A 21,387-nucleotide genomic window follows, 5' to 3' on the forward strand; every position below is an offset into this window, starting at 1 on the left:
GAAGAGCTACACCAATTCAGACTCGACCCGTCCCCTCGCGGGCGAAGTTCGGTTCCGCCGCTTCCAGTCGCGGTACCGAGATGCCCAACCGTCGTGCTTCGGTCAGGGTGTCCCGGCAGACCTCACGCGGCTCCTCGGCGTCGGGGTCGGAGTGCGCCGCGAAATTGACGCGCACGGGCGCGACATGGGCGGTCAGCCAGGCGAGCGCGGGGGCCGTCAGCCAGGTGGGCGCCCGGAGCGGCAGCACACCGCCCCGGTGGCGTCGCAGGTCAACGCCGCGCGCCTTGAGGAGCGGCAGAAGCTCGCGGCCGGCCAGCAGCGCCTGGCGCAGGTCGCCCGTCGCCCCGGCCAGCTTGGACAGGGAGCCCAGTCGCAGGCCCTGCGAGTGCAGGCCGGCACCCGACGCGAAATGGACCCACAGCCAGCCGCGGAAGTCCGGGCGCTCCTTGGGCCGGAGCCCGGCCTCGCGAAACGCCTGGCGCACGGCCCGCTCCCGGTCGGTGGGGGGCCGGCCGAGGGTGCCGAAGATGACCGACGGCAGCAGCGCCCCACGGAGCACGCCGTCCGCGCCGAAACCGCCGCCGGCCTGGGGAAAGCCCCAGGCGATCTGGTCGACAGGGAGTGCGCCGATCGCGGTCAGCGGCTCGGCCCAGAGGTTGCCGAAGACCAGCACCGTGGCCTGGCCGACACGCGGGGACAGGAAATCCGCCGCCTCCGTGAGGCGGTGGTGCGGCACGCTCAGCACGATCAGGTCGAAGTCGTGGTCCGGCTCCAGCGCCTCGCGGTAGCGCACCGGCCACTTCTCGACGACGCGCTGCCCCCATACCCGGCGCCGCGTATCGAGCAGGTCGAGGTCCACCGCGTCTGCGTACGTCGCCGCGCGGCCCGGCCGGACGTAGAACTCGACGTCATGCCCGGCCCGTTCCAGGGCCCAGCCGTAGATGGTGGCGATCACGCCTCGGCCGAACATCAGGATCTTCACGCTGCACCTCGTGGGGTACGATCGAACTGGAGGTAATCTCCACTTTCCAAAAATATGGAGGCCATCTCCATTTGTCAACGCGAGGTAGCGCATGACCGCCGACAAGCCGCTGCGGGCCGACGCCCAACGCAACCGCGATGTCCTGATCGCCAAGGCACGAGAGGTCTTTGACGCCGGCGACTTCTTCGACCTGCGCTTCGATGACTTCGCCCGCCTGGCCGGGGTGGGCACCGGCACGCTGTACCGCCACTTCCCCACCCGGGAGGCACTGGCCGAGGCGGTCTACCACGGGGAAGTCGCCGCGCTGTGCGACCGCGCCCGCCGGCTACAGGCCACGCTGCCCGCGGCGGAGGCTCTGGCGACCTTCCTCCGCGGCATGGTCGACCACATAGATGCCCACGAGGGCCTGGCCCGGACCCTGGCCACGCTCATGGCCGAACGCTCGGGTGCCCTCGCCGAGGGCAGCCGGGCGCTGGAGCAGGCTGTCACCGACCTGGTGGCCGCCGCCGTGCGGGACGGCGCCGTTCGCGACGACGTGGATGCCGGTGCCGTGATGATGGCGCTGCACGGCATCGGCGCGGCCCATGACCGCCCCCGTTGGCGGGCCGAGGCCGACGATGTCATCACCCTCGTGCTCGACGGGCTGCGCCGCCCGCAATGACAAGGTGCGACACCAGGTCGCATGCCGCGAGCGAAGGATCCGGTCGATGGTACGGCGGCGACGATGCGGTCCGGGGTGGTCACCCGACTGATGCCGGCCACACCTGTGAAGTTTCACTGCGGTGAATGCTCGGTCCGCTGATTCGGGCGTATCTCAGCAGCCATGTCCAGCAGAGGGGGGCGGGTGGCGGCGTGCGAGCCCCCTTTCGGCTCTCGGGTGGCGGCTTTCATCAGCCGAGCGACGGTTCGTCACCGCCATCATCGCCGACCTCGACCAGTCCACCGGTGTGCTGAGCTGGGTCGACCGCGGCCACCACCCGCCGGTGGTGATCCGCGACGGGCGCTGGACGACCACGCTGCACTGTCCGCCCGCCCACCCCATGGGGCTCGATCTGGGCCTGGTACCGATCATGTGCCGCGAGCAGCTGCAGCCCGGCGTCCGCGTCCTGTTCTACACCGACGGCATCGCCGAGGCCCGCAATCCGCAGGGCCGGGAGTTCGTACCGCACCGGTTCGTCGAGTTCATGATCCGGACGCCGACGGCCTTCCGGTCCCCGAGACCCTGCGCCGGCTCATCCGCAGCGTGCTGGCCTATCACAACGGCCATCCGCAAGACGACGCGACCGTCCTGCCGGCCGAATGGCGGCCACGACAGCGCGCAGGCCGGTCGACGCGGTAACCGGAGACGAGCACGGACGCCCTCGTCTCGGGCATGAGCGGGTCCGTGCGGCTGCGGTCCGGCCGCCGGTGAGATTCTGGTCGTGAGCAGGACGTACGGCGAGCAACGCCGCTCGTGGCATTCGAAGGCTCGACGCCGACGCCTTCGAAACTCCGTGATGACGTGATGAGGAGTGCAGCTCTGCCGGCCATCCCCGTGGGCCTCGTGGCGTGGTGGTCGGACATGGCGTCAGGTCAGATCTTCGGGATCTTTGCCGGCCTCCTCCAGTGCCTCTTCCATGGCCACCTGCCCGGCAGGCCGGGCCTCCTCGACGGGTTCGTCCGACTGCCCCTCCTGCTCCGCGGCGGAAAGCAGCGGCTCGGTGGCCCGGTTCGACGAGATGGGCGGTGTGGCGGGCCGGCATGAGGAAGCTCTCGGCGAGACGTGAGGCGTACGCGATCGCGATGCGCGCGCCGCGAGATGACGGTGTGTTCGTGAGCCGCTGGACGGAGGTCCGAGGCGTTCGGCTGCACCATCGCGCCTCGCAGAGGCCCCCGCCAGATGCCCTTCCGGTCGTGCTCGTGCACGGCTTGGCGGTGTCCCATCGGTACATGATGCCGCTGGCCGTGCACTTGGCCCCGCGTTTCCGGGTGCATGCCGTCGATCTGCCCGGTTTCGGTCTCAGTGGGGAGCCCGGGAAGGTCATGGAGCTGCCGGAGTTGGCGGACTCGCTGGCCGAGTGGCTGGAGGCCGCTGGGATCGGTCCTGCGGTGCTGCTGGGAAACTCCTTCGGCTGCCAGGTCGCGGTCGACCTCGCCGTCCGGTATCCGTCGCTGCTCCGGGGCCTGGTGCTGGCCGGGCCCACGACCGACGCGCATGCGAGGACCGCGCTCCGGCAGATCGGACGGTGGCTGCGGGACATCCCTCACGAAGACCCCTGGCAGGCGCCGATCATCCTGCGCGACGTCCGCGACGCGGGCGTGGGCCGGGTGGTGCGGACCTTCGGCATCTCCTTGCGGGACACGATCGAGCACAAGCTGCCCTCGGTCGGCGTACCGGTGCTGGTGACGCGGGGAGCCCGTGAGCCGGTGATCCCGCAGCGGTGGGCGCAGGAGGTCGCCCGTCTGCTGCCACGGGGGGAGCTGGCGGTCGTCCCCCACGCCGCGCACAACGCCAACTACACCGCCGCCCGGTCAATGGCCGCCGTGGTGGTCCCCTTCCTTGACAAGCTGTCCGGTCGGTTACCCGGTCGAACGTCTTGAGCGGGGGCAGGGTGCCGTGCGGTTGACGGGCCGCCGGAAGGCGCCTGAGACGGCGCTTCTCGGGTAGCCCTCGGTGGACGAAGGAAGACCGGCCATGGCGGAGAACACGAGGCCGGAGACGATTGAGAAGTCCGATGTCATCGACCTGCTGCTGGCCCAGCATGGGATGATCCGAAACCTGTTCGACGAGGTCGAGCAGGCGCCCGCTGATCAGCGGAGCGAGGCGTTCACGCGTCACGCCCGTCGCCATGATGGATCGGGCACGCGACGTGATCCGCCAGGCCATGGGCAAGCGACCCTGACCTCTGCCATGCGCCCTGATGGCAGGCCGTTCACCGGCGGTCGTGCGCGCATGGCCGGCGCTGGAGGCCGCCGACCAGCAGATGTTCTCCAGCTGGTCGGTGGCGTACCCGGACTCGACCTCGACGTCGCGGATGTCGTCCAGGGCGAACGCCACGCGGACGTCGTCGTCCCAGCGGTCCTCGTCGGCGGGCACGCCGGCCAGCCGGGCCGCCACCTGCCCGAACAGCAGGTACTGCCCAGCGTGGCCTCGATCACTCGGGTCTTCGGTGTCTTTCATCCAGGCGATGAAAAGGGGCACCTCATGACGGAGCGGTTCGCGGCGGGGAGTCTTATCTGGTGGTGTGCGGGGTGCCGAGAAGGGCGTGGATGTGGTCGCGGAGGGTGGCCGCTCGGGTGGAGAGAGCTTGGAGGGCGACCGTCTCGGGGTCGGGTGGGGTGGGGGCGCCGAAGGTGAGCCACGTTGTCAGTTCGTCGAGCATGTCGGCCATGCGCCGTAGGTCGGAGACGGTGAGCGACGGGTCGGGGAGGGCTTCGGCCAGGGGGAAGATGACGGCGGCGGCTTCGGCCGCGGCTCGGCGTTGCAGGAGCTGCTCGGCCTTCGGGTCGGGGTTTCGGGGGTGGACGGACGTCTCGTGGTGACGCAGGGAAAGGGCGGCCCAGATCGCGGCGATGTCGATGCGATGGTCGCGGTCGGTCAGGTGGGCGTAGACGAACCGGGCCAGTTCGGCCGCCTCGACGCTTGGGGCCGAGTCCGGACCACCGTAAGTGAGCAGGCCCAGAAGGCGGGTCAGTATGTCGGCCATGCGCTGCAGGTCCGAGACGGTCAGCGACGGGTCGGGCAGCGAGCGGACCATGGGGAAGACGATGGCGGCGGCCTCGGCCGCGGTCGTCCGCTGGAGGAGCTGTTCGGCCACGGGGTCGGGATTGCCCGGGCTGAAGGAGACCTCGTGATGGAAAAGGGACTCGCCGGTCCAGGAGGCGGCGATGTCGAGCCGGTGGTCACGATCGGTCAGGCCCCCGTAGAGGTGGCGGACCAGCGCGGCGGCCTCCCCGGCCAGGCGCGTCGTGGGCGCTCCGAATGCCAGGAAGCCGGTGAGAACGGCGATTTGCGGCGCCAGAAGCGCGCGTTGCGCGTCGTTCGCTCCCGGGCGGGTCGCCAGGTAACGCAGGATCTCCCAGGCGTTGTCCGCCGCCGCGCGCTGGACGGAAATGTTTCCGGGATGCGCGGCCGTGGCGATCCCTATCCACATCTCGGCTATCTTCCGCAACGGCTCGATGGTGATGCCCGGATTGACGGCGATGACGTTCTGGAAATGGGCGACGCCGTTCTTGGTCGTCCGCAGGGCGTCATCGTACCGGCCCTTTTCGAACAGGGAACGGGCCCGCTCCCCGAACGCGGCGATCGTGTCCAGGTCCCACTGCGGGCACGCGGCTGAATTATCCAAGCGGCCCGGGTGGACGGGATCGCGGTAGTCGAGAACGAGCGCCGTCCGGCACTCGCCGACGGGGTTGCGGATCTCGATGTACCCGTCGAATCCGTTCGGCGCGAGAAGATGCGGCCCATCGACGAGTCGGGGCCGGCTGGAGAAGTCCGGCAGTATGTCGTCGTCCTTCGACAGGACTCGGGCCTGGTACTTGTCGCCTTCGGTTCTCAGGAGGAACGTGAATGTCGGCCCGTCGGGGGCGTGGAAGGTGTACTTCTCGCCGTACTCCAGCTCGGCCGGGTAGGAGTTCTGACTGAGGGTCCGTTGTTCGAAGGTCTCGAAGTCGATGCCGGCCGTGTCCGCGTCGACGGCGTAGAAGAAGCCGACGTTCTCCGGGGCCACGCCGTACAGGGACTGCAGGTCGCTCTCGTTGGAGACCGGCGCCCGGAAGGCGGCCACATAGAAGCCGAGCGGCCCCATGTCCGGCAGGTCGGCATTCAGATTGAGCACGCACCAAGGCCCCGCGGGCGAGACGCCCGTCGCGTTCAGCCACCTTTCGGGGATTCGCAGGTTGGCCCCGCAGGCGAACCCCTCATGCACCCCGGTATTGACCGGACGGCGCTTGTCCTGGATATCCGGATAGCGGTCGAACCGGATGAGGTCGGCGAACGTCACGTCAGCGCGGGTCGGGAGCAATGCCGTCGACTGGGCGATGGCGACGCCATTGCTGCCCGTCGCGATCTGGACATGTTCGTCGCTGCCGTAACCGCTGTTGAGGAACATTCCGCCCGCACTGACCACGAACGACGGCGACTTGTAGTAGATCTCGACGCCCGGGTCCGCCTCTTCGCCCAGGGTGAATGTCGGACGGCGGCCCTGGAAGAAGACATGCTGGCTCGCCGGGTAGGGCGTCAGCGCCAGCAGGTACGCCGCGGCCGGCGGCCGGTAGGAGGACGTCCCCGCGATGAGCGCCTCGGCGGCCCAGCCGTCGGGAAACCACCGAGAAGGCTTCCCGGAAGCCTCGCGCCGGCCCAGATACATGAGGAAGAAGCCGGTCTGCGGGTGCCCCGTCTTCCAGTAGAGGTCGTTGAACTCCCGGTCGTCGGGCCGGTTGAGTTTCTCCTTCTGCCGGCGGAAAGGGCCCACATGACGCAGCCGGCTGCTGGAGACGGCGAACTTCACCGCGGCGAAGTCGAGCAGGTTCCCCGCGCCCGTCTTGACGGCGGAGTCCTTCGAGAACTCGCACAGGTTCAGCAGCGCATGCACCGACAGCCGCTGGTAGCTGCGCGAGTTGAACTCCATGAAGTCATGCTTGGCGATATTGTGCATGAAGATGAGCAGCCAGTCCCTCAGCCCGTTCTCGAGGCTGTTGTAGATCGGCTCCCCTGTGCGCTCGAACAGCGCCTGGTTCACCAGGAACCGGCACGACTCGATCATCAGTTGGTGGTTCTCGGTCTCCGCGCCCAGGAAACTGAACCCGAAACCTGTCACAAGGTGCGTCTCGGTCGTGATGTTGTGGCCGCCGTAATGCCCCTCCGGGACCAGGTCGTCGATGATGTAGACGAGCTGGCCGGGGGACAGGAGCGCCGAGTAACGCCCGACGACGGTCATCAGGCCTTTCAGGGTCATGTCGTAGTCGCCGTCAGTGCCCATCTTCTTGACGACGATCGCGCGCAGGCACAACGCCACCAGAATGCTGCTGCGCGGCCGTCCGGGGCTCCGATGCGCCGGATCACGCGTCATGGAATGCAGCAGTGCGAACAGGTGAAACGTGACGTCCTCGCCGTCCGGCACCGCCCTCCAGTCGACCGGACGCGTCCGGAGGAAGTGGTCGGCCACCGCGTCCAGACGGTCGCTGTGCGCGGCGAACGCGTGCTGGGGTGTCTCGTCGACCGCGGGCGGATCGAGCCACACGTCACAGGCGTGAAAGACGAAGGGGACCTGCGCCTGGAAGACCCGGCCGACGAAATCGGTGATCCGGATCCGGTAGGGCCGCGGCGTCCCGGGGGTGCGCGGGTCGACCCCTTTCCGGCCGGGAGAGAACCGGGAGTGGCCCGAGCTGTAGCCGTCGAAGGCCCAGCGGAAGGCGTCCAGATCCGTCGGCCTGACCCAGAAGCCGAACTCGGGATCGGGGTGCTCGCTGTCCGCAGGCGTCGCCTCGAAGCGCGTCTCCATCGAAATGGCACCCGGGATGTGCCCCCAGTGCACTTCGACGGACCCGCCGGTCTGGTGCGCGACGACCGCCATCTCCGAGTCGATCAGGGGAAAGGTCGTGATGACGCCGTGCTCGAAGGTCTGCATGCGAGCCCCGTCCCCGCCGTCCGACTCCGTATCGACCGGACGTCCTAGCGGCCCTTCGAGGCCACCGAAAAGCTGCCACCGGTCGGCGATCCTCCCCAGGACCGCCGGATCGCCGGGATCAGGGGTGCTCGCCGCGCCCACGGTCAGATGGACGGGCCCGGTCCAGCCCTGCCGGCTTTCCTCGGAGCCGACCGTGGGATTGTCACACCCCTTGACCTGGAACGCGTATTCCCCCAACGCCGGCAGGAACAACCACTGCCGCCCCTTCTTGGAATCGTGGACCTTCATGTTCGCGTGCCCGTGCCCCGCGAACCGCGCGCCCGTGTCTCGCCGGTACAGCACGTCGAACCGGAAATAGTCGTAATGCAGATCCGACGTCGGCAGCAGGGCCCATTCGAAGCACGCCTCGTTGCCGAGCCGGAACACGCTGATGACCATCTCCTGGTCGGGCATCCACGCTATTTCCCCGCGCTCGAACGACTGTCTCCGGCCGCGAGCGTCGTCCGGTAGATCCATTTCCGGCCCCACCGGACAGCCGAAGGGGCCACTTTCGGCCCCTAGTGCCTGCCATCGGTCCCCCACCAACCCGCCGACAGAGAATGCACACCCCATGACCACTCCTCGCATACCGACTCCCCGTGCTGCCGAGTATGCGGCAGAAAATGCGCCCGCACCCGGCATTTTCCGTCGCGGGGCCGGTCGGCGAGCACCGCACCCCGCGTCAACAAAGAAAGACGCGTAGGGCACGGGAGTTTCCGCCGTGGAAAGCGTGCCGCGGCTGATCGGGAATTCCGGGAGTGGGCGAGGCCGCCGGGGTGAGCAGGCGCAGCCAGGAGAAGGCGAACAGGCGGCGGAAGGCCAATACTCGGACGGCTTCGCTGGGGCTGAGAGCGATGTGGGACAGCAGCGCGGCGCCGTCGAAGGTGCCGTTGACCGGCGAGATGTGTTCGATGACCTCGGCGAGCTCGAAAGCACGGTCGGCTGCGTCCGGAGTCCTCCCAGTCGATCAGCCGGACCGTCCTGCCGTCCCACAGGTAGTTGGCAAGGTTCCCGTCGGAGAGGCCCAAGGCGGGTGTCGCCGGCTCCCGGTCAGATCATCCAACCGAGCGCGATGGGAGAAGTGGGGCGTGCGGCCGGGGCGCGGGGGAGTCGCGTTGGGACGACCGGGCGTTGGCACGGTGGAGTCGCGTTGGGACGACCGGGCGTTGGCGCGGTCAGGAAGTCCGCCTGAAACTTACAGCGGCCTCCGTCGCGGACCAGCGGTTCGAGCAAGTCGTCTCCCGTTCTGTTGACGCACTTCCGCCTCCTCTCTAGCGTGAGGCCCCCGTGGGTGATCGACAATTATTTGTTAACGCTAACAATGGGAGAGGTGTGGAGACAAGGAGAGTCGGTCCTTTCCGGTGTTTCCGACCGGCCCACCCGCCGTTCATCCATGGCCATGCCCGCCCTCCTGCCCGTTGTTCCCGTTTCCGCTTCATGGCTGTCGGCTGCGGCGAGGCGGCCGTGACGTCGCCCGTTTTCTCCGGGCGACCGCAGCTCACGATGCTGGAGGTCTCCTGTCATCCCCATGTCGCAGCCACCGTCGGCTCTTGCAGGCCGCGGGCGGCACCACCGACCATCGGTGGACCATGATCAACAACGGCTAGAACCCGAGCGGCAGGCCGGTGCTGGGCGTGCCGGACATGTCGCGGCCCGGACGTACGTCAGCACCACGAAGTGCACAAGTGCACGTTTGTGCCCGGCAATTCAGATCCAGTGATGGGAGTTTCATGGCAATGATCATGGCCTCTGATGGTCACTCATCAGGACCATCGCGGAGCACCCGGCCGTTACACCGGTTGCTGATCGGGCTTGTGGTGACCGCGCTCACCGCAGCGGCAGCCCTCGTGTCCGCGCCGTCGGCCCATGCCGCCACCAGCCAGTTCCGAGGCATGAACTGGGCCGTGCTGGGTGACAACTTCAGCACCGGCCCGCTCGTTGTGCAGGGCCTGAGCCAGTCCGACAGCAACGCGACGGTACGGGCCAAGGCCAACTCGATCTACGACAGCATGGAATACCTGATGGGGGTCAACACCGTCCGGCTGCCCATCAACACGCACACTGTGGCCAACACGACCTGGTGGAACGCCTACCGCGGCGCCATCGACGCCGCCGCCGACCGTGGATTCAAGGTCATCCTGGCCTACTGGGAGGACGGCGCCGCCTCCGGCGGCAGGATCACGAACCTCGCCGCATGGAACGCGATGTGGTCCAGCGTGGTCGGCACGTACGGCTCGAACGGCAACGTCTACTTCGAGCCGATGAACGAGCCGCACGGCTATTCGTCGTCGGAGTGGCGCAACGTCGCGGCGAACTGGCTCAGCACTCACTCCTCGGCGGCGCCCGGCCGGGTGCTCATCGGCGGCACCGGCTTCAGCCAGGACCTGCGGGACATCTGCAACGACAGCCGCTTCAACTCGACGTTGCTGTCCTTCCACTACTACACCTTCTTCTACAGCGCGATGACCTACGACGGCTTCCGAAGCCACATGCAGTCGCTTCTGGGCAACTGCGCCTCCCGCGCGGTCGTGACCGAGTTCGGCGCGCCGATGTCCGATGGCCTCAACTACGGCGACGCGAACAGCGCCGACAACTTCGTGCGTTACCTCCGCGCCGTGACCCAGGTGATGCGGGACAACCAGATGGGCGGCACCTACTGGCCAGCCCTCGGCGGCAAGGTGACCGCAGGCCTCGGCTACGACCACTACTCGATGTTCGCTCTCGGCGGCAGCGGCACCACCCTCAACCTGTCCACCCGCAACGGCTACGGCGCCAACCGGGTCCGGTACGCCTGGGGCGACAACGTCGGCGACCCCACCCCCACCCCCACCCCCACGCCAGAGCCGGAGACGTTCTACAGGCTCAACGTGCGCCACAGCGGCAAGGCCATGGACGTCCAGCAAGCGAGCACGAGCAACAGCGCGCGCGTCGACCAGTACACCTACGGCGGCAACGCCTGGCAGCAGTGGAAGTTCCAGGACGCCGGCAGCGGCTACTGGCGCATCATCAGCCGCCACAGCGGAAAGTGCCTCGACGTGACCAGCGCCTCGACCGCCGACGGCGCCGAACTCATCCAGTACACCTGCGGCACCGGCACCAACCAGCAGTTCCAGATGGTCACCAACGGCGGCTACTTCCAGCTCCGCGCACGCCACAGCGGCAAATGCGTGGACGTGCCTTCCGCCTCGACCGCGGACGGCGTGGTCCTGAAGCAGTACACGTGCAACACCGGCACCAACCAGCAGTGGTCGCGCACGGCCGTCTGATCGTCGTCTCGACATAGGCGCGGATTCCGCGGTACAGCCCTCACGCCCCCGGTGCCGATCTCCTGCTGTGCGCTCCGTGCCGGGGATCCGGATCGCGGCGCTGTGCGGTCGGCCTGGGGTGCGGTGTCGGTGTTGCCACCGGTCCGCTTCCCGGGCCGCCGTCCTGAACCGGACGTGCGAGGAGCGGATCGCGGATGCCGGACGAGTGGCGTCCTCGACATGGGATGTCTGCGTGGTCGGCGTTCTTGGGCTCGTACCTTCGCCGGGGCGGCGGTGACCCGGCGGATCCGGGGTGCTGAGGGGTGCGCGGCCCCGCGCGGTGCCGGGGAGAGGGGGCCGTCGTCATCCCATGTCATCGGGAAACTTTCAGAGCGGGCGCGTCACGCCCGGCCTCTTCCCGCGTCCGAAGAAGCCCTCCTCCGGCCGGCGCCGGCGTCGAAACTCCTGGTCCGGGGGCGACGCCGCACCGCGCTGAGGTAGAGGTCCGATCTGTCCCCGCACAGTATGGCGTCGGCCCCGCTTGACACCTGGAAATGCCCGCTTAACGTCGGGTGTCTGGCAACGAGATCTTTTGCGAAGCAGGGGCGGCACCTCTGCGAGCAACGCCCTACTTCGGCAGCGCGGCGGCGCGCGTCATGCCTGACTGGACGTTTCATGTCAGGAAGGAACCATTCGTCCAATGTCCCGACGTCCGTGGCTCCCGACGCCGGCCGCTCCTCTACGGTCCCCGGCTGCGCCCCGCGGTGTGCGCCGGGGCTGGAGCACCGTCCGCAACCCCTTCGGGATGGAGAAGCAATATGTCTGATTTGTCGCGTCGGCAAGTGCTGCGATTCGGCGCGGCCGGAGCCGGCGCCGCGCTGTTGCCGTTCCAGTGGACGGCGGCCGCGCGAGCCGCGTCAGTGGCGCCCGCGCAGGTGGCCGCCGCGAACGATCTGGCACTGTGGTACGACGAGAGCGCCGGGACCGACTGGTTGCGCGCGCTGCCGATCGGCAACGGGCGCCTGGGCGCCATGGTGTTCGGCAACGTCGACGTCGAACGGTTGCAGCTGAACGAGGACACCGTCTGGGCCGGCGGGCCGTACGACCAGAGCAACACGCGCGGCGCGGGGGCGCTGTCGCAGATCCGGCAGGCGGTCTTCGCGAACCAGTGGAGCCAGGCCCAGACCCTGATCGACCAGAACATGCTGGGCAGCCCGGCGGGCCAGCTGGCCTACCAGACCGTCGGCAACCTGCGGCTCACCTTCAGCGGCGGCTCCAGCGGAGTCTCGGGGTACAACCGGCTGCTGGACCTGACCACGGCCACCACGGCGACGACGTACTCGCAGAACGGCATCAACTACCGGCGTGAGACGTTCGCCAGCGCACCCGACCAGGTCATCGCCATCCGCCTGACCGCCGATCGGACCGGCTCGATCACCTTCTCCGCGACGTTCGACAGCCCGCAGCGGACGACACGCAGCAGTCCCGACGGCACGACGGTGGGCCTTGACGGCATCTCGGGCGACTTCGAGGGCAAGAGCGGCTCGGTGCGGTTCCTGGCGCTGGCCAGGGCGATCGCCGACGGCGGCACCGTCACCAGCTCCGGCGGCACGCTGCAGGTGCGCGGCGCCAACAGCGTGACGTTGCTGATCTCCATCGGCTCCAGCTACGTCAACTACCAGAACGTCGGCGGCGACTACCAGGGCATCGCCCGCAACTACCTGAGCGCGGCCGTGGCCAGGACCTACGACGACCTGCGCTCGCGGCACGTGGCCGACTACCAGCGGCTGTTCGGGCGCACGACGCTCGATCTCGGCCGCACCTCCGCGGCCGACCAGCCGACCGACGTGCGCATCGCGCAGCACAACAGCACCAACGACCCGCAGTTCTCGGTGCTGCTGTTCCAGTACGGCCGCTACCTGCTGATCAGCTCCTCGCGCCCCGGCTCGCAGCCGGCCAACCTGCAGGGCATCTGGAACGACTCGCTGACCCCGCAGTGGGACTCCAAGTACACCATCAACGCCAACCTGCCGATGAACTACTGGCCGACCGACACCACCAACCTGTCGGAGTGCTACGAGCCGGTGTTCAAGATGATCAGCGAGCTCGCGGTCACCGGCGCCCGCACCGCCCGGGTGCAGTACAACGCCGGCGGCTGGGTGACCCACCACAACACCGACGCGTGGCGCGCCTCGTCGGTCGTCGACGGCGCGCTGTGGGGCATGTGGCAGACCGGTGGCGCGTGGCTGTCCACCATGATCTGGGATCACTACCAGTTCACCGGCGACGTCGGGTTCCTGCAGCAGTACTACCCCGCGATGAAGGGCGCCGCGCAGTTCTTCCTCGACACCCTGGTGAGCGAACCGAGCCTCGGATACCTGGTCACCAACCCCTCCAACTCCCCGGAACTGCCGCACCACTCGGGCGTCAGCGTGTGCGCGGGCCCGACGATGGACAACCAGATCCTGCGCGATCTGTTCAACGGCTGCGCCCAGGCCAGCCAGGTGCTCGGCACCGACGCCGACTTCCGTACGCGGGTCCTGGCGGCGCGTGACCGGCTCGCGCCGATGAAGGTCGGCTCGCGCGGCAACATCCAGGAGTGGCTGTACGACTGGGTGGAGACCGAGCAGAACCACCGGCACATCTCCCACCTGTACGGCCTGCACCCCAGCAACCAGATCACCAAGCGCGGCACCCCCTCGCTGTACACCGCGGCGCGGCGGACGCTGGAGCTGCGCGGCGACGACGGCACCGGGTGGTCGCTCGCCTGGAAGATCAACTACTGGGCGCGCATGGAGGAGGGCAACCGGGCGCAGACGCTCATCCGCCTCCTGGTCACGACGGCCCGGCTCGCGCCGAACATGTTCGACCTGCACCCGCCGTTCCAGATCGACGGCAACTTCGGCGCCACCTCCGGCATCGCCGAGATGCTGCTGCAGAGCCACACCGGCGAGCTGAACGTGCTGCCGGCACTGCCGTCCGCCTGGCCGGCCGGGAAGGTGCAGGGCCTGCGGGGCCGCGGTGGCTACACCGTGGACGCGACGTGGGCCTCCGGCGCGGCCACCGAGATCCTCGTCAAGTTCGACCGCGACGGCACGGTCAACGTGCGCAACCGCATCTTCACCGGCACCTACCAGGTGGTCGACGTCGCGACCGCCGGCGCCGTCACCGTGACCAAGCCCGAGACCGACGTCGTCAGGTTCACCGGCCAGGCCGGGCACACCTACAAGCTGACGGGCACCGGCACGACGACGCCGCCGCCCTCCACCTACGTGCGGGTCTCCAACGGCGCCACCGGGCTGGTGCTGGACGGCGCCGGCAACGTCGCCTCCGGGTCGAACCTGAAGCAGTGGAACTCGAACGGCGGCAACAACCAGCAGTGGCAGCTCGTCGACCTCGGCAGCGGCTGGTACCGCATCGTCAACCGCACCAACGGCCTGGTCATCGACAGCCAGGGCAACGGCTCCAACGGCGCCATCGCCAAGCAGGCATCGTCGAACGGCAACAACAACCAGCAGTGGCGGCTCAACGACACCGGCAGCGGCCGCTACCAGATCATCAACCGCGCCACCGGCACGGCCCTGGACGGCATGGGCTACACCGGCGCCGGTTCCGACGTCGGCATGTGGACGCCGAACAGCAACGGCAACAACCTGTGGACCATCACGAACCTGTGACGGTCGCGGGCCCGCCGCACCTCTGACCAGCACCACGCGCTCCGCCGCGACCGGCCACCGGTCGCGGCGGAGCGCCTCAGCTGGTGGCGCCCCAGGTGAGCGACAGGCCGGTGGCGGCGCGTTCGGCGCGGATCTCCATCATGCTGCCCAGGATGGTGGCATGGTCCGACACCACGGGCGTGGCGTCGAGCGTGTAGGTGATCCGGTGGCTGACGAGCACCGGGCTGCCCTGCGGCTCGTCGAGATGGCGGGCGGCGGCGGCGTCGAGCAGACCGGGCCGCACCACCTCCGACGCCCGGGCGACCGTCACTCCCGCGTCGGCGAGGGCGGTGTAGAGGGAGACGGCGGTGAAGTCGCGGTCGCGGATCCGGTCGGCCGCCGGCCGCCGGACCCAGGACACCTGGTGCACGGCGGGACGGCCCGCGAACTCGCGGACCCGCTCCAGCCGCAGGGCGGTGTCGCCGGGACGCAGCCGCAGCTGCGCGGCGATGCGGGCCGGGGCCCGGCGCACCGCCCGCCCGGCCACCGCGGTGCGCACGTCATGGCCCTGTTTGCGCAGGTCGTCGACCAGGCTGCGGAGCGAGTCGAGCTGGTAGGCCGTGTGCGGCGGGGCGACGAACGTGCCTCTGCCGGGCTGCTGCACGATCAGCCTCTCGTCGCTGAGCTCCCGCAACGCCTGGCGCAGCGTCATCAGGGTCACCCCGTAGGAGGCGCTCAGCTCCCGTTGCGGCGGCAGGGCCTCACCGGGGGCGTAGTGTCCCGACCGGATCTTCGCGGCGAGGTCGGCGGCGATGGCGCGGTATCTCGCCTCGTGCCCGGCGTCGGGGGTCATCGTGGTCGGTCACACTCCTGGTCGAGGGCTCGCCGCAGGGTCGCGATGAAGGCCCGCAGGTCGTCCGGCCCGGCACCGTCGAGCACCCGCCGCATGACCGCGGCGCCGACCACCACGCCGTCGGCGTGCCGGCGGGCTTCGCGTGCCTGGTCCGGGGTGGAGATGCCGAATCCTAGCAAGACCGGCCGGTCGGTGAGGTCCCTGATCCGCTCGGTGAGCTCCGCCGCCGAGGCGGCGAGGGCGGCCCGCTCACCGGTGGTGCCCATCACCGACACCGCGTAGACGAATCCGCGGCTGCGGCGCGCGATCTCGGCCAGCCGCGGCCGCGGCGTCGCCGGCGACGCCAGCAGCACCGGCTCGATCCCGTTGGCGGCGGCCGCGTCGGTGAGCTCGTCCGCCTCGTGCACCGGCAGGTCGGGCACGATCAGGCCGCCGACGCCGGCCCGGCGCAGCGCAGCGCAGAACACCTCGGGGCCGTCGTGCAGCACCAGGTTGTAGTAGGTGCTGGCGACCAGCGGCACGCCCGGGTCACCGGCCTCGGCGAGGTCGGCGAGGATCCGGCGCGCGCTCGCCCCCCGGCGCAGTGCCGCGTCACTGGCCTGCTGGATGGTGACGCCGTCCAGCGTGGGGTCGGAGAAGGGCAGGCCGACCTCGATCGCGTCGGCGCCGGCGGCGGCGAACGCCCGCAGGTAGTCCGTCCAACCGGCCGTGATCCCCCCGGTGACGTACGGCATGAGCAGGCCGCGGCCGGTGTCCCGGCGGGCGCGCAGGTGGCGTTCGACCGCGCCCGCGGCCAGGGTGGTGGGGTCGGTCACAGCAGCTCCTTCAGGGTCGTGAGGTCCTTGTCGCCCCGGCCGGACAACGTCATCAGCACCGTCGATCCCGCCGGCAGGTCGCCGCCCGCCGCGCGGATCACCCAGGCGAGGGCGTGCGCCGATTCGAGCGCCGGGACGATGCCTTCGGTGCGCGCCAGCCGTACCGCCGCGCCGACCGCCTCCTCGTCGGTCACCGTGACGTAGCGGGCCCGGCCCAGGTCGCGCAGGTGGGCGTGCTCCGGTCCGACTCCCGGATAGTCGAGCCCGGCGGCGATGGAGTGCGGTTCGGTGATCTGCCCGTCGTCGTCCTGCAGGAACAGCGAGCGGCAGCCGTGCAGGACGCCGAGCCGGCCGCGGGCCGCCCCGGCGCCGCCCTCCGCCTCGACGCCGACCAGGCGCGCCGGGGTGTCGGCGAATCCGGCGAACGTGCCGGCCGCGTTGGAGCCGCCGCCCACGCACGCGACCACGTGGTCCGGGACGCCGGTACGCAGCTCGGCGGCGCACTGTTGCCGGGCCTCGTCGCCGATGATCCGCTGGAACTCCCTGACCATCCACGGGTACGGATCCGGCCCGACGACCGAGCCGATGCAGTAGTGCGCGTCACCGGTCGCGCCCACCCAGTGCCGCATGGCCTCGCTGGTCGCGTCCTTGAGGGTGCGGCTGCCCGTGGTCACCGGGACCACCTCGGCGCCCAGCATGCGCATCCGGAACACGTTCAGCGCCTGCCGCTCGATGTCGCGCTCGCCCATGAAAACCGTGGCCTCAAGCCCGAGCAGCGCGGCGGCGGTCGCGGTGGCCACCCCGTGCTGGCCCGCTCCCGTCTCGGCGATCAGCCTGCGCCGTCCCATCCGGGTGGCCAGCAGGGCCTGGCCGAGCACATTGTTGATCTTATGGGACCCGGTGTGGGTGAGATCCTCGCGCTTGAGGTACAGCCGCACGCCCAGCGCCTGCGACAACCGGCGGGCCGGTGTGAGCGGGGTGGGCCGCCCGGCGTGCACGGCGAGCAGCCGCGCCAGGGCGCCGCGGAAGCCCGGATCGGCCCATGCCTCCCGGAACGCCTCTTCCACCTCGCGGCACGCCTCGACCAGGGACTCCGGCGCGTACCGTCCGCCGTACCCGCCGAACCGTCCTCCCGTCCGGGGCTCGCCCATCGTCCCGTCCGGCGGGACCGGTTCGCGCCATGGCGACACCTCTCGCATGCCATGCTCCGATCGTTCTATAACTCTTGATTGAGTTCTATAACAATGAGTGTGGCATGGGAGGCGTGGAGGCGCCACCGCCGATGTCCGGTCCCAAGACGCCCGGCGGGCGGATGGGCCCTCGATGTGAAACCCCTGGTGGTACGCGATCAAAGGGCGAGGTCCGGACCGCCTGACGCGGCATGGCACTCGGTCATAATTGGCTGAGATCGCTAGGGAGGAGCGCCGTGACCGACACCCCGCGCGAGGGCGGATACCGGCCGGGCTACGAGGTGGCGGCCGAGCAGGTGCTGGAGCTCATCGCCCGGCTGGGCCTGCGCCCGGGCGACCGCATGCCGACCGAGAACGACCTGGCGCAGCGGCTGGGCACCAGCCGCACCGTCGTCCGCGAGGCGGTGAAGATCCTCTCCGCGCTCGGCCGGGTACGCGCCCAGAAGGGCCGCGGCCTGTACGTGGCCGACGACGAGGGAATGCTCGGCGCCGGGCGGCTGGCTTCGCTGTTCCTCCCCACCGACCTCGACCACGTCTACATGCTGTTCGAGTTCCGGCGGGCGCAGGAGATGGAGACCAGCCGGCTGGCCGCCCACCGCGCCACCCCGGCGGAGCTGCGGGCCATCGAGGAGGCGGCCGAGGTGTGCCGCCACGGGTTCGAGACCGGACGCGTGGATGTGTTCAACGAGGGCGACGATGCCTTCCACGCCGCCATCGCCACCTCCTCGCACAATGTGTTCCTGCAGATCGCGGTGGGGGAGGCCCGCCGGCTCCAGGCCCAGTCCGCCATCATCGGGCTGCGCGGCTCCGTGGGCGGGCACGCGGCCAAGGCCGTCGAGGAACACGGCGCCATCTACCGGGCCATCCGCGCCGGCGATCCCGAAGCCGCGGCCCGCGCCGCGGCGGCCCACATCGACAACACGCTGGAGGACTACCGCAGGGAGATCCAGCAGCTCCTGTTCTCCTCGGCCGACGGTCACCACCCGGCCGCCCGCACCAGCGGTCAAGCTCCGCAGTGACTCCGGTCCGTCCGCGGGCCCGCCGGCGCGGATCATCGGCAAGCCCCCGGCACGGGAGCTGAGTCGGCCCGTCGTGGCCGGTGGTCGCCACGACGGGCCGCCCGTGTCAGGTCAGGTGCGGGTCCACTTCTGGTTGGTCCCGCCGTTGCAGGTCCACAGGATCACCGTGGTGCCGTTGGCGGTGCCGGCGCTGTTGGCGTCCAGGCACAGCCCGGACTGGACGTTGGTCACGCTGCCGTCGGCGTTGAGGTTCCACTGCTGGCTGGACTGCCCGTTGCAGTCACCGATGACCGCCCGGGTTCCGGCCGAGGTCCCGCCGTTCTCGGCGCTCAGGCACTTGGTGCCGTACACCTGGAGCTGCTTGGCGGAGGTGAGGGGCCACTGCTGGTTGGCCCCGCCGTTGCAGTCCCACAGCGCCACCTGGGTGCCGTTGGTCTGCGACTGGTTCGGCACGTCGATGCAACGGCCGGAAGCCTGTCCGCGCAGCAGGTTGCCGTTTCCGGTGCCGCCGCCCTGGCCGGGGGTGATCGTGAGGTTGTCGAATTGGGCGGTCTCGGTGGTGCTGGTGCCGATGCCGACCTGGCCGGCGCCCCAGGTGCCGTCGGTGACCGAGCCCACCTGGGCGCCGTCGATGCCGGCGGTGATGGTGCCGCCCGAGAAGCCGAGCGTCAGGGTGTGCCAGCGGCCGGTGCCGAGGGAGGCGACGGTCCCGCTGCGCAGCGTGGTCATCTGGTTGTCGATGTTGTTGCGCAGGATCTGCCAGGCGCCGTTGTCGCTGACGCGCAGGTAGTAGGCGTTCAACCCCTCGGGGCCGAAGGAGTGCTGGCCGCCGGCCCTGCCGATCACCTCGGCGTAGCCGCTCTGCTCGAGCAGCACGTCGGTGGAGACGGTGTAGTTGGCCCAGCCGAGGTCGCCCAGCAGGGCGTAGGGGTGGGAACCGCCGGTCCACAGGATCGGCTGGCGGGGGGCCATCTGGCGCACGCACTGCCCGGTGCGTCCGCCGCCGCAGCCGGTGATCTCGAAGGAGCCCTGCATGTCCTGCAGGTACTTCGCCTCGCGGCCGGTGGCGTAGGAGTCGAAGGTGTCGGAGTAGGGCAGGGCCAGCGAGCCGCGGGCGGGGCTGGTGGCGGTGCCCTTGCCCTGGCCGGTCGTGGTGGTGATCGTGTACACGTATCCGGGCTGCACGGTCAGCGAGAACGCGCCGCCCGAGGGCGTGAGGTCGGTGGTGTGGACGAAGTGGTCGGAGGCGTTGCCGGAGTTGAGGTTGGTCGCCCACACGTGCACCTGGCCGGTGGACAGGCCTCCGGTGACGTTGAAGTTCAGCGTCTGGGCGGCGGTGGCGTCCATGGTCTCGATGATCGTGCTGTAGTCGGAGTTGTTGGCCGACTTCAGCGAGACGTAGCTGCCGTTGTTGCGGTTGCCGCCGATGTAGCCGGTGGAGGAGTCGAGGTACTTCCACCCCGGCGTGGTGAACTGCGTGGTCTGCGCCATCACCCAGGCGTTCTTGCCGATCGCGTAGTAACCCGACCACGGCTGGGGAGCCACCGCCACGCCCATCGTGGAGAAGGGCAGGTTCGGCGGGATCGCGGCGATGACCGGCCAGTTGATGTAGGCGGTCATCTTCCCGTCGATGTAGTCCCGGTTGATGCCCCGAGCCAGCGCCTTGGCGCCGTCGTTGTAGTCATCGGAGCCGTTCTCGCTGGCCCACAGGACCTTGCCGGAGTTGATGGCGGTGGTTGAGCTGGGGCAGTTCTGCTGGGCGCCGCGGTAGCCGCACACGTAGTGGCCGCCGAACACGTCGACGGCGTTGCGGAAGGCGGTGTTGTTGGCCGCGTCGTTGGCCACGTCGAAGCCCCAGTCATCCGAGGCGATGATCTTGACGTTGCCGAATCCCCGGGAGTCCAGCGCGCTGTTGAGGTTGACGTACCAGTTGAGGTCGCGGCCCTTCTCGTTCCAGCCGCCGAGGTAGTCGATGGTCAGCCCGTGGCTGTTCTTGGCGCAGCCGAGCCAGTCGACCAGGTAGTTGATGGTGTCCTGGGACCAGAAGTTGCCGTTGCCGAGCCAGCCGGGGGCGCCCCACGAGAGGCCGACCAGCTTGATGTTGGGGTTGCGGGCCTTGGCCTGCTCCATCAGCCACCACTCGTACCCGCGGTTGCAGTCGAGGTCGGCGGAGGTGTGCCGGTGGCTCGGCTCCGCGCCGTCGGTGGAGTTGGTGTCGCCGCCGATCTCGACCTTCAGGATCTGCATCGCCGCGCCGTACCCGGGCTTGAACAGATAGTCCAGGATCTGGCCTCGCTGCGGCTCGGGATAGTCGATGAGCAGGCGGCTGTTGCCGCCGCCGCCGCTGATGGCGCCGACGCCGTCGAAGGTACGGCCGCCGGAACCACCGTTGATCGTGATCCCGACCGCCGCCTGGGCGGCCGAGGCGCCTATCAGGGACATCATCGCGATGGTCAGCAGCGCGACCGCGGCTCTCACGGCGACGCGCACCGTGCTTTCTCTTCGCCGGCTCATGGGGGGTCCTTTCGGTGAGGGGCGAAATCGGTGTGACGAGACGCCGGCCGGGCCGGCGTGACCAGGGGCGGCCGCGGCCTTGAGGGGCGGGCCGCCGGGGGATGCGCCGGCGGCCTCCGAGACAGTGTTAGCGCTAACAACCTGGTACGTGTCCTTGCGGACTCGATGTGATGGCATGTGAGGTCGAAAAACCGCTCGGCGCCATCGGCGTTCCCACGCCTCCTGCGCCTGCTCCGAGAGATCCTCTCGGGGACATAGGTACTAATTACCGGCCCAAGGTGACGGTCCGTCAAGACGCAAGTTTCAGACTTAGCACATCGGGCTCCGCGTGCCGTGCGGCCTCTCCAAGCCCCCGCCTCGCCGTCGCGCCTCCTGGAACCCGTCCGCCGTCGCCGGCCCCATATGGCGTCCACGCCGCCATATGCCCTGCTCAACGTCGGCGGTTCCCCTCGGGGGCGCCGTCGGT

12 protein-coding genes are annotated in these 21,387 nt (G+C 69.6%); 6 read left to right on the forward strand and 6 right to left on the reverse strand.

From position 1 onward, the window contains the following. Nucleotides 1-16: 16 nt before the first annotated feature. On the reverse strand, nucleotides 17-982 hold the full coding sequence (locus ACWEN6_RS10305; RefSeq protein WP_452569916.1) for a ketopantoate reductase family protein: 966 nt from the start codon (nucleotides 980-982) through the stop codon (nucleotides 17-19). A gap of 91 nt (nucleotides 983-1,073) precedes the next feature. On the opposite strand from ACWEN6_RS10305, the gene ACWEN6_RS10310 reads away from it, so the two are divergent. From ACWEN6_RS10310 to ACWEN6_RS10320, 3 genes are all read left to right on the forward strand, one after another. After that, nucleotides 1,074-1,643: a TetR/AcrR family transcriptional regulator gene (locus ACWEN6_RS10310; RefSeq protein WP_452569917.1), complete on the forward strand. Its 570-nt coding sequence runs from the start codon at nucleotides 1,074-1,076 to the stop codon at nucleotides 1,641-1,643. Between the two features lie 286 nt (nucleotides 1,644-1,929). Next, nucleotides 1,930-2,358, forward strand: a complete 429-nt coding sequence (locus ACWEN6_RS10315; RefSeq protein WP_452569918.1) for a SpoIIE family protein phosphatase — start codon at nucleotides 1,930-1,932, stop codon at nucleotides 2,356-2,358. Between the two features lie 517 nt (nucleotides 2,359-2,875). Beyond that, on the forward strand, nucleotides 2,876-3,562 hold the full coding sequence (locus tag ACWEN6_RS10320; protein WP_452569919.1) for an alpha/beta fold hydrolase: 687 nt from the start codon (nucleotides 2,876-2,878) through the stop codon (nucleotides 3,560-3,562). Nucleotides 3,563-4,194: 632 nt separating this feature from the next. Here the strand turns inward: ACWEN6_RS10320 and ACWEN6_RS10325 are convergent. Then, nucleotides 4,195-8,217 (reverse strand): LGFP repeat-containing protein, encoded by a 4,023-nt coding sequence (locus tag ACWEN6_RS10325; protein WP_452569920.1) that lies wholly within the window; start codon nucleotides 8,215-8,217, stop codon nucleotides 4,195-4,197. A gap of 1,211 nt (nucleotides 8,218-9,428) precedes the next feature. On the opposite strand from ACWEN6_RS10325, the gene ACWEN6_RS10330 reads away from it, so the two are divergent. Beyond that, complete coding sequence (locus ACWEN6_RS10330; protein ID WP_452569921.1) at nucleotides 9,429-10,895, forward strand: RICIN domain-containing protein; 1,467 nt, start codon at nucleotides 9,429-9,431, stop codon at nucleotides 10,893-10,895. A gap of 821 nt (nucleotides 10,896-11,716) precedes the next feature. After that, on the forward strand, nucleotides 11,717-14,551 hold the full coding sequence (locus ACWEN6_RS10335; protein WP_452569922.1) for a glycosyl hydrolase family 95 catalytic domain-containing protein: 2,835 nt from the start codon (nucleotides 11,717-11,719) through the stop codon (nucleotides 14,549-14,551). A gap of 76 nt (nucleotides 14,552-14,627) precedes the next feature. Here the strand turns inward: ACWEN6_RS10335 and ACWEN6_RS10340 are convergent, their stop codons facing one another. From ACWEN6_RS10340 to trpB, 3 genes are read right to left on the reverse strand one after another with little or no spacing between them, the layout of a single operon-like run. Further along, nucleotides 14,628-15,383, reverse strand: a complete 756-nt coding sequence (locus tag ACWEN6_RS10340; RefSeq protein ID WP_452569923.1) for a GntR family transcriptional regulator — start codon at nucleotides 15,381-15,383, stop codon at nucleotides 14,628-14,630. Continuing rightward, nucleotides 15,380-16,198, reverse strand: a complete 819-nt coding sequence (gene trpA / locus ACWEN6_RS10345) for a tryptophan synthase subunit alpha (protein ID WP_452569924.1) — start codon at nucleotides 16,196-16,198, stop codon at nucleotides 15,380-15,382. Before trpA ends, ACWEN6_RS10340 begins: the two co-directional genes overlap by 4 nt. Next, nucleotides 16,195-17,397 carry a tryptophan synthase subunit beta gene (gene trpB / locus ACWEN6_RS10350; protein ID WP_452569925.1) on the reverse strand — a complete coding sequence of 401 codons (1,203 nt, stop codon included), beginning with the start codon at nucleotides 17,395-17,397 and terminating at the stop codon, nucleotides 16,195-16,197. Before trpB ends, trpA begins: the two co-directional genes overlap by 4 nt. 227 nt (nucleotides 17,398-17,624) lie before the next feature. Here trpB and ACWEN6_RS10355 point away from each other — a divergent pair, with 227 nt between their 5' ends. Next, nucleotides 17,625-18,407, forward strand: a complete 783-nt coding sequence (locus ACWEN6_RS10355) for a FadR/GntR family transcriptional regulator (RefSeq protein ID WP_452569926.1) — start codon at nucleotides 17,625-17,627, stop codon at nucleotides 18,405-18,407. 111 nt (nucleotides 18,408-18,518) lie between these two features. On the opposite strand, the gene ACWEN6_RS10360 is transcribed toward ACWEN6_RS10355, so the two are convergent. After that, nucleotides 18,519-20,921, reverse strand: coding sequence for a ricin-type beta-trefoil lectin domain protein (locus ACWEN6_RS10360; protein ID WP_452569927.1), 2,403 nt, complete (start codon nucleotides 20,919-20,921; stop codon nucleotides 18,519-18,521). Nucleotides 20,922-21,387: the final 466 nt, after the last annotated feature.

The organism is Sphaerisporangium sp. NPDC004334 (assembly GCF_053602655.1).

Excerpts from the sequence above, each read along its gene's own strand:
- trpB (WP_452569925.1), bottom strand. The coding sequence starts at position 17,397 with ATGCGAGAGGTGTCGCCATGGCGCGAACCGGTCCCGCCGGACGGGACG.
- ACWEN6_RS10340 (WP_452569923.1), bottom strand. The coding sequence starts at position 15,383 with ATGACCCCCGACGCCGGGCACGAGGCGAGATACCGCGCCATCGCCGCC.
- ACWEN6_RS10325 (WP_452569920.1), bottom strand. The coding sequence starts at position 8,217 with ATGCGAGGAGTGGTCATGGGGTGTGCATTCTCTGTCGGCGGGTTGGTG.
- ACWEN6_RS10360 (WP_452569927.1), bottom strand. The coding sequence starts at position 20,921 with ATGAGCCGGCGAAGAGAAAGCACGGTGCGCGTCGCCGTGAGAGCCGCG.
- ACWEN6_RS10310 (WP_452569917.1), top strand. The coding sequence starts at position 1,074 with ATGACCGCCGACAAGCCGCTGCGGGCCGACGCCCAACGCAACCGCGAT.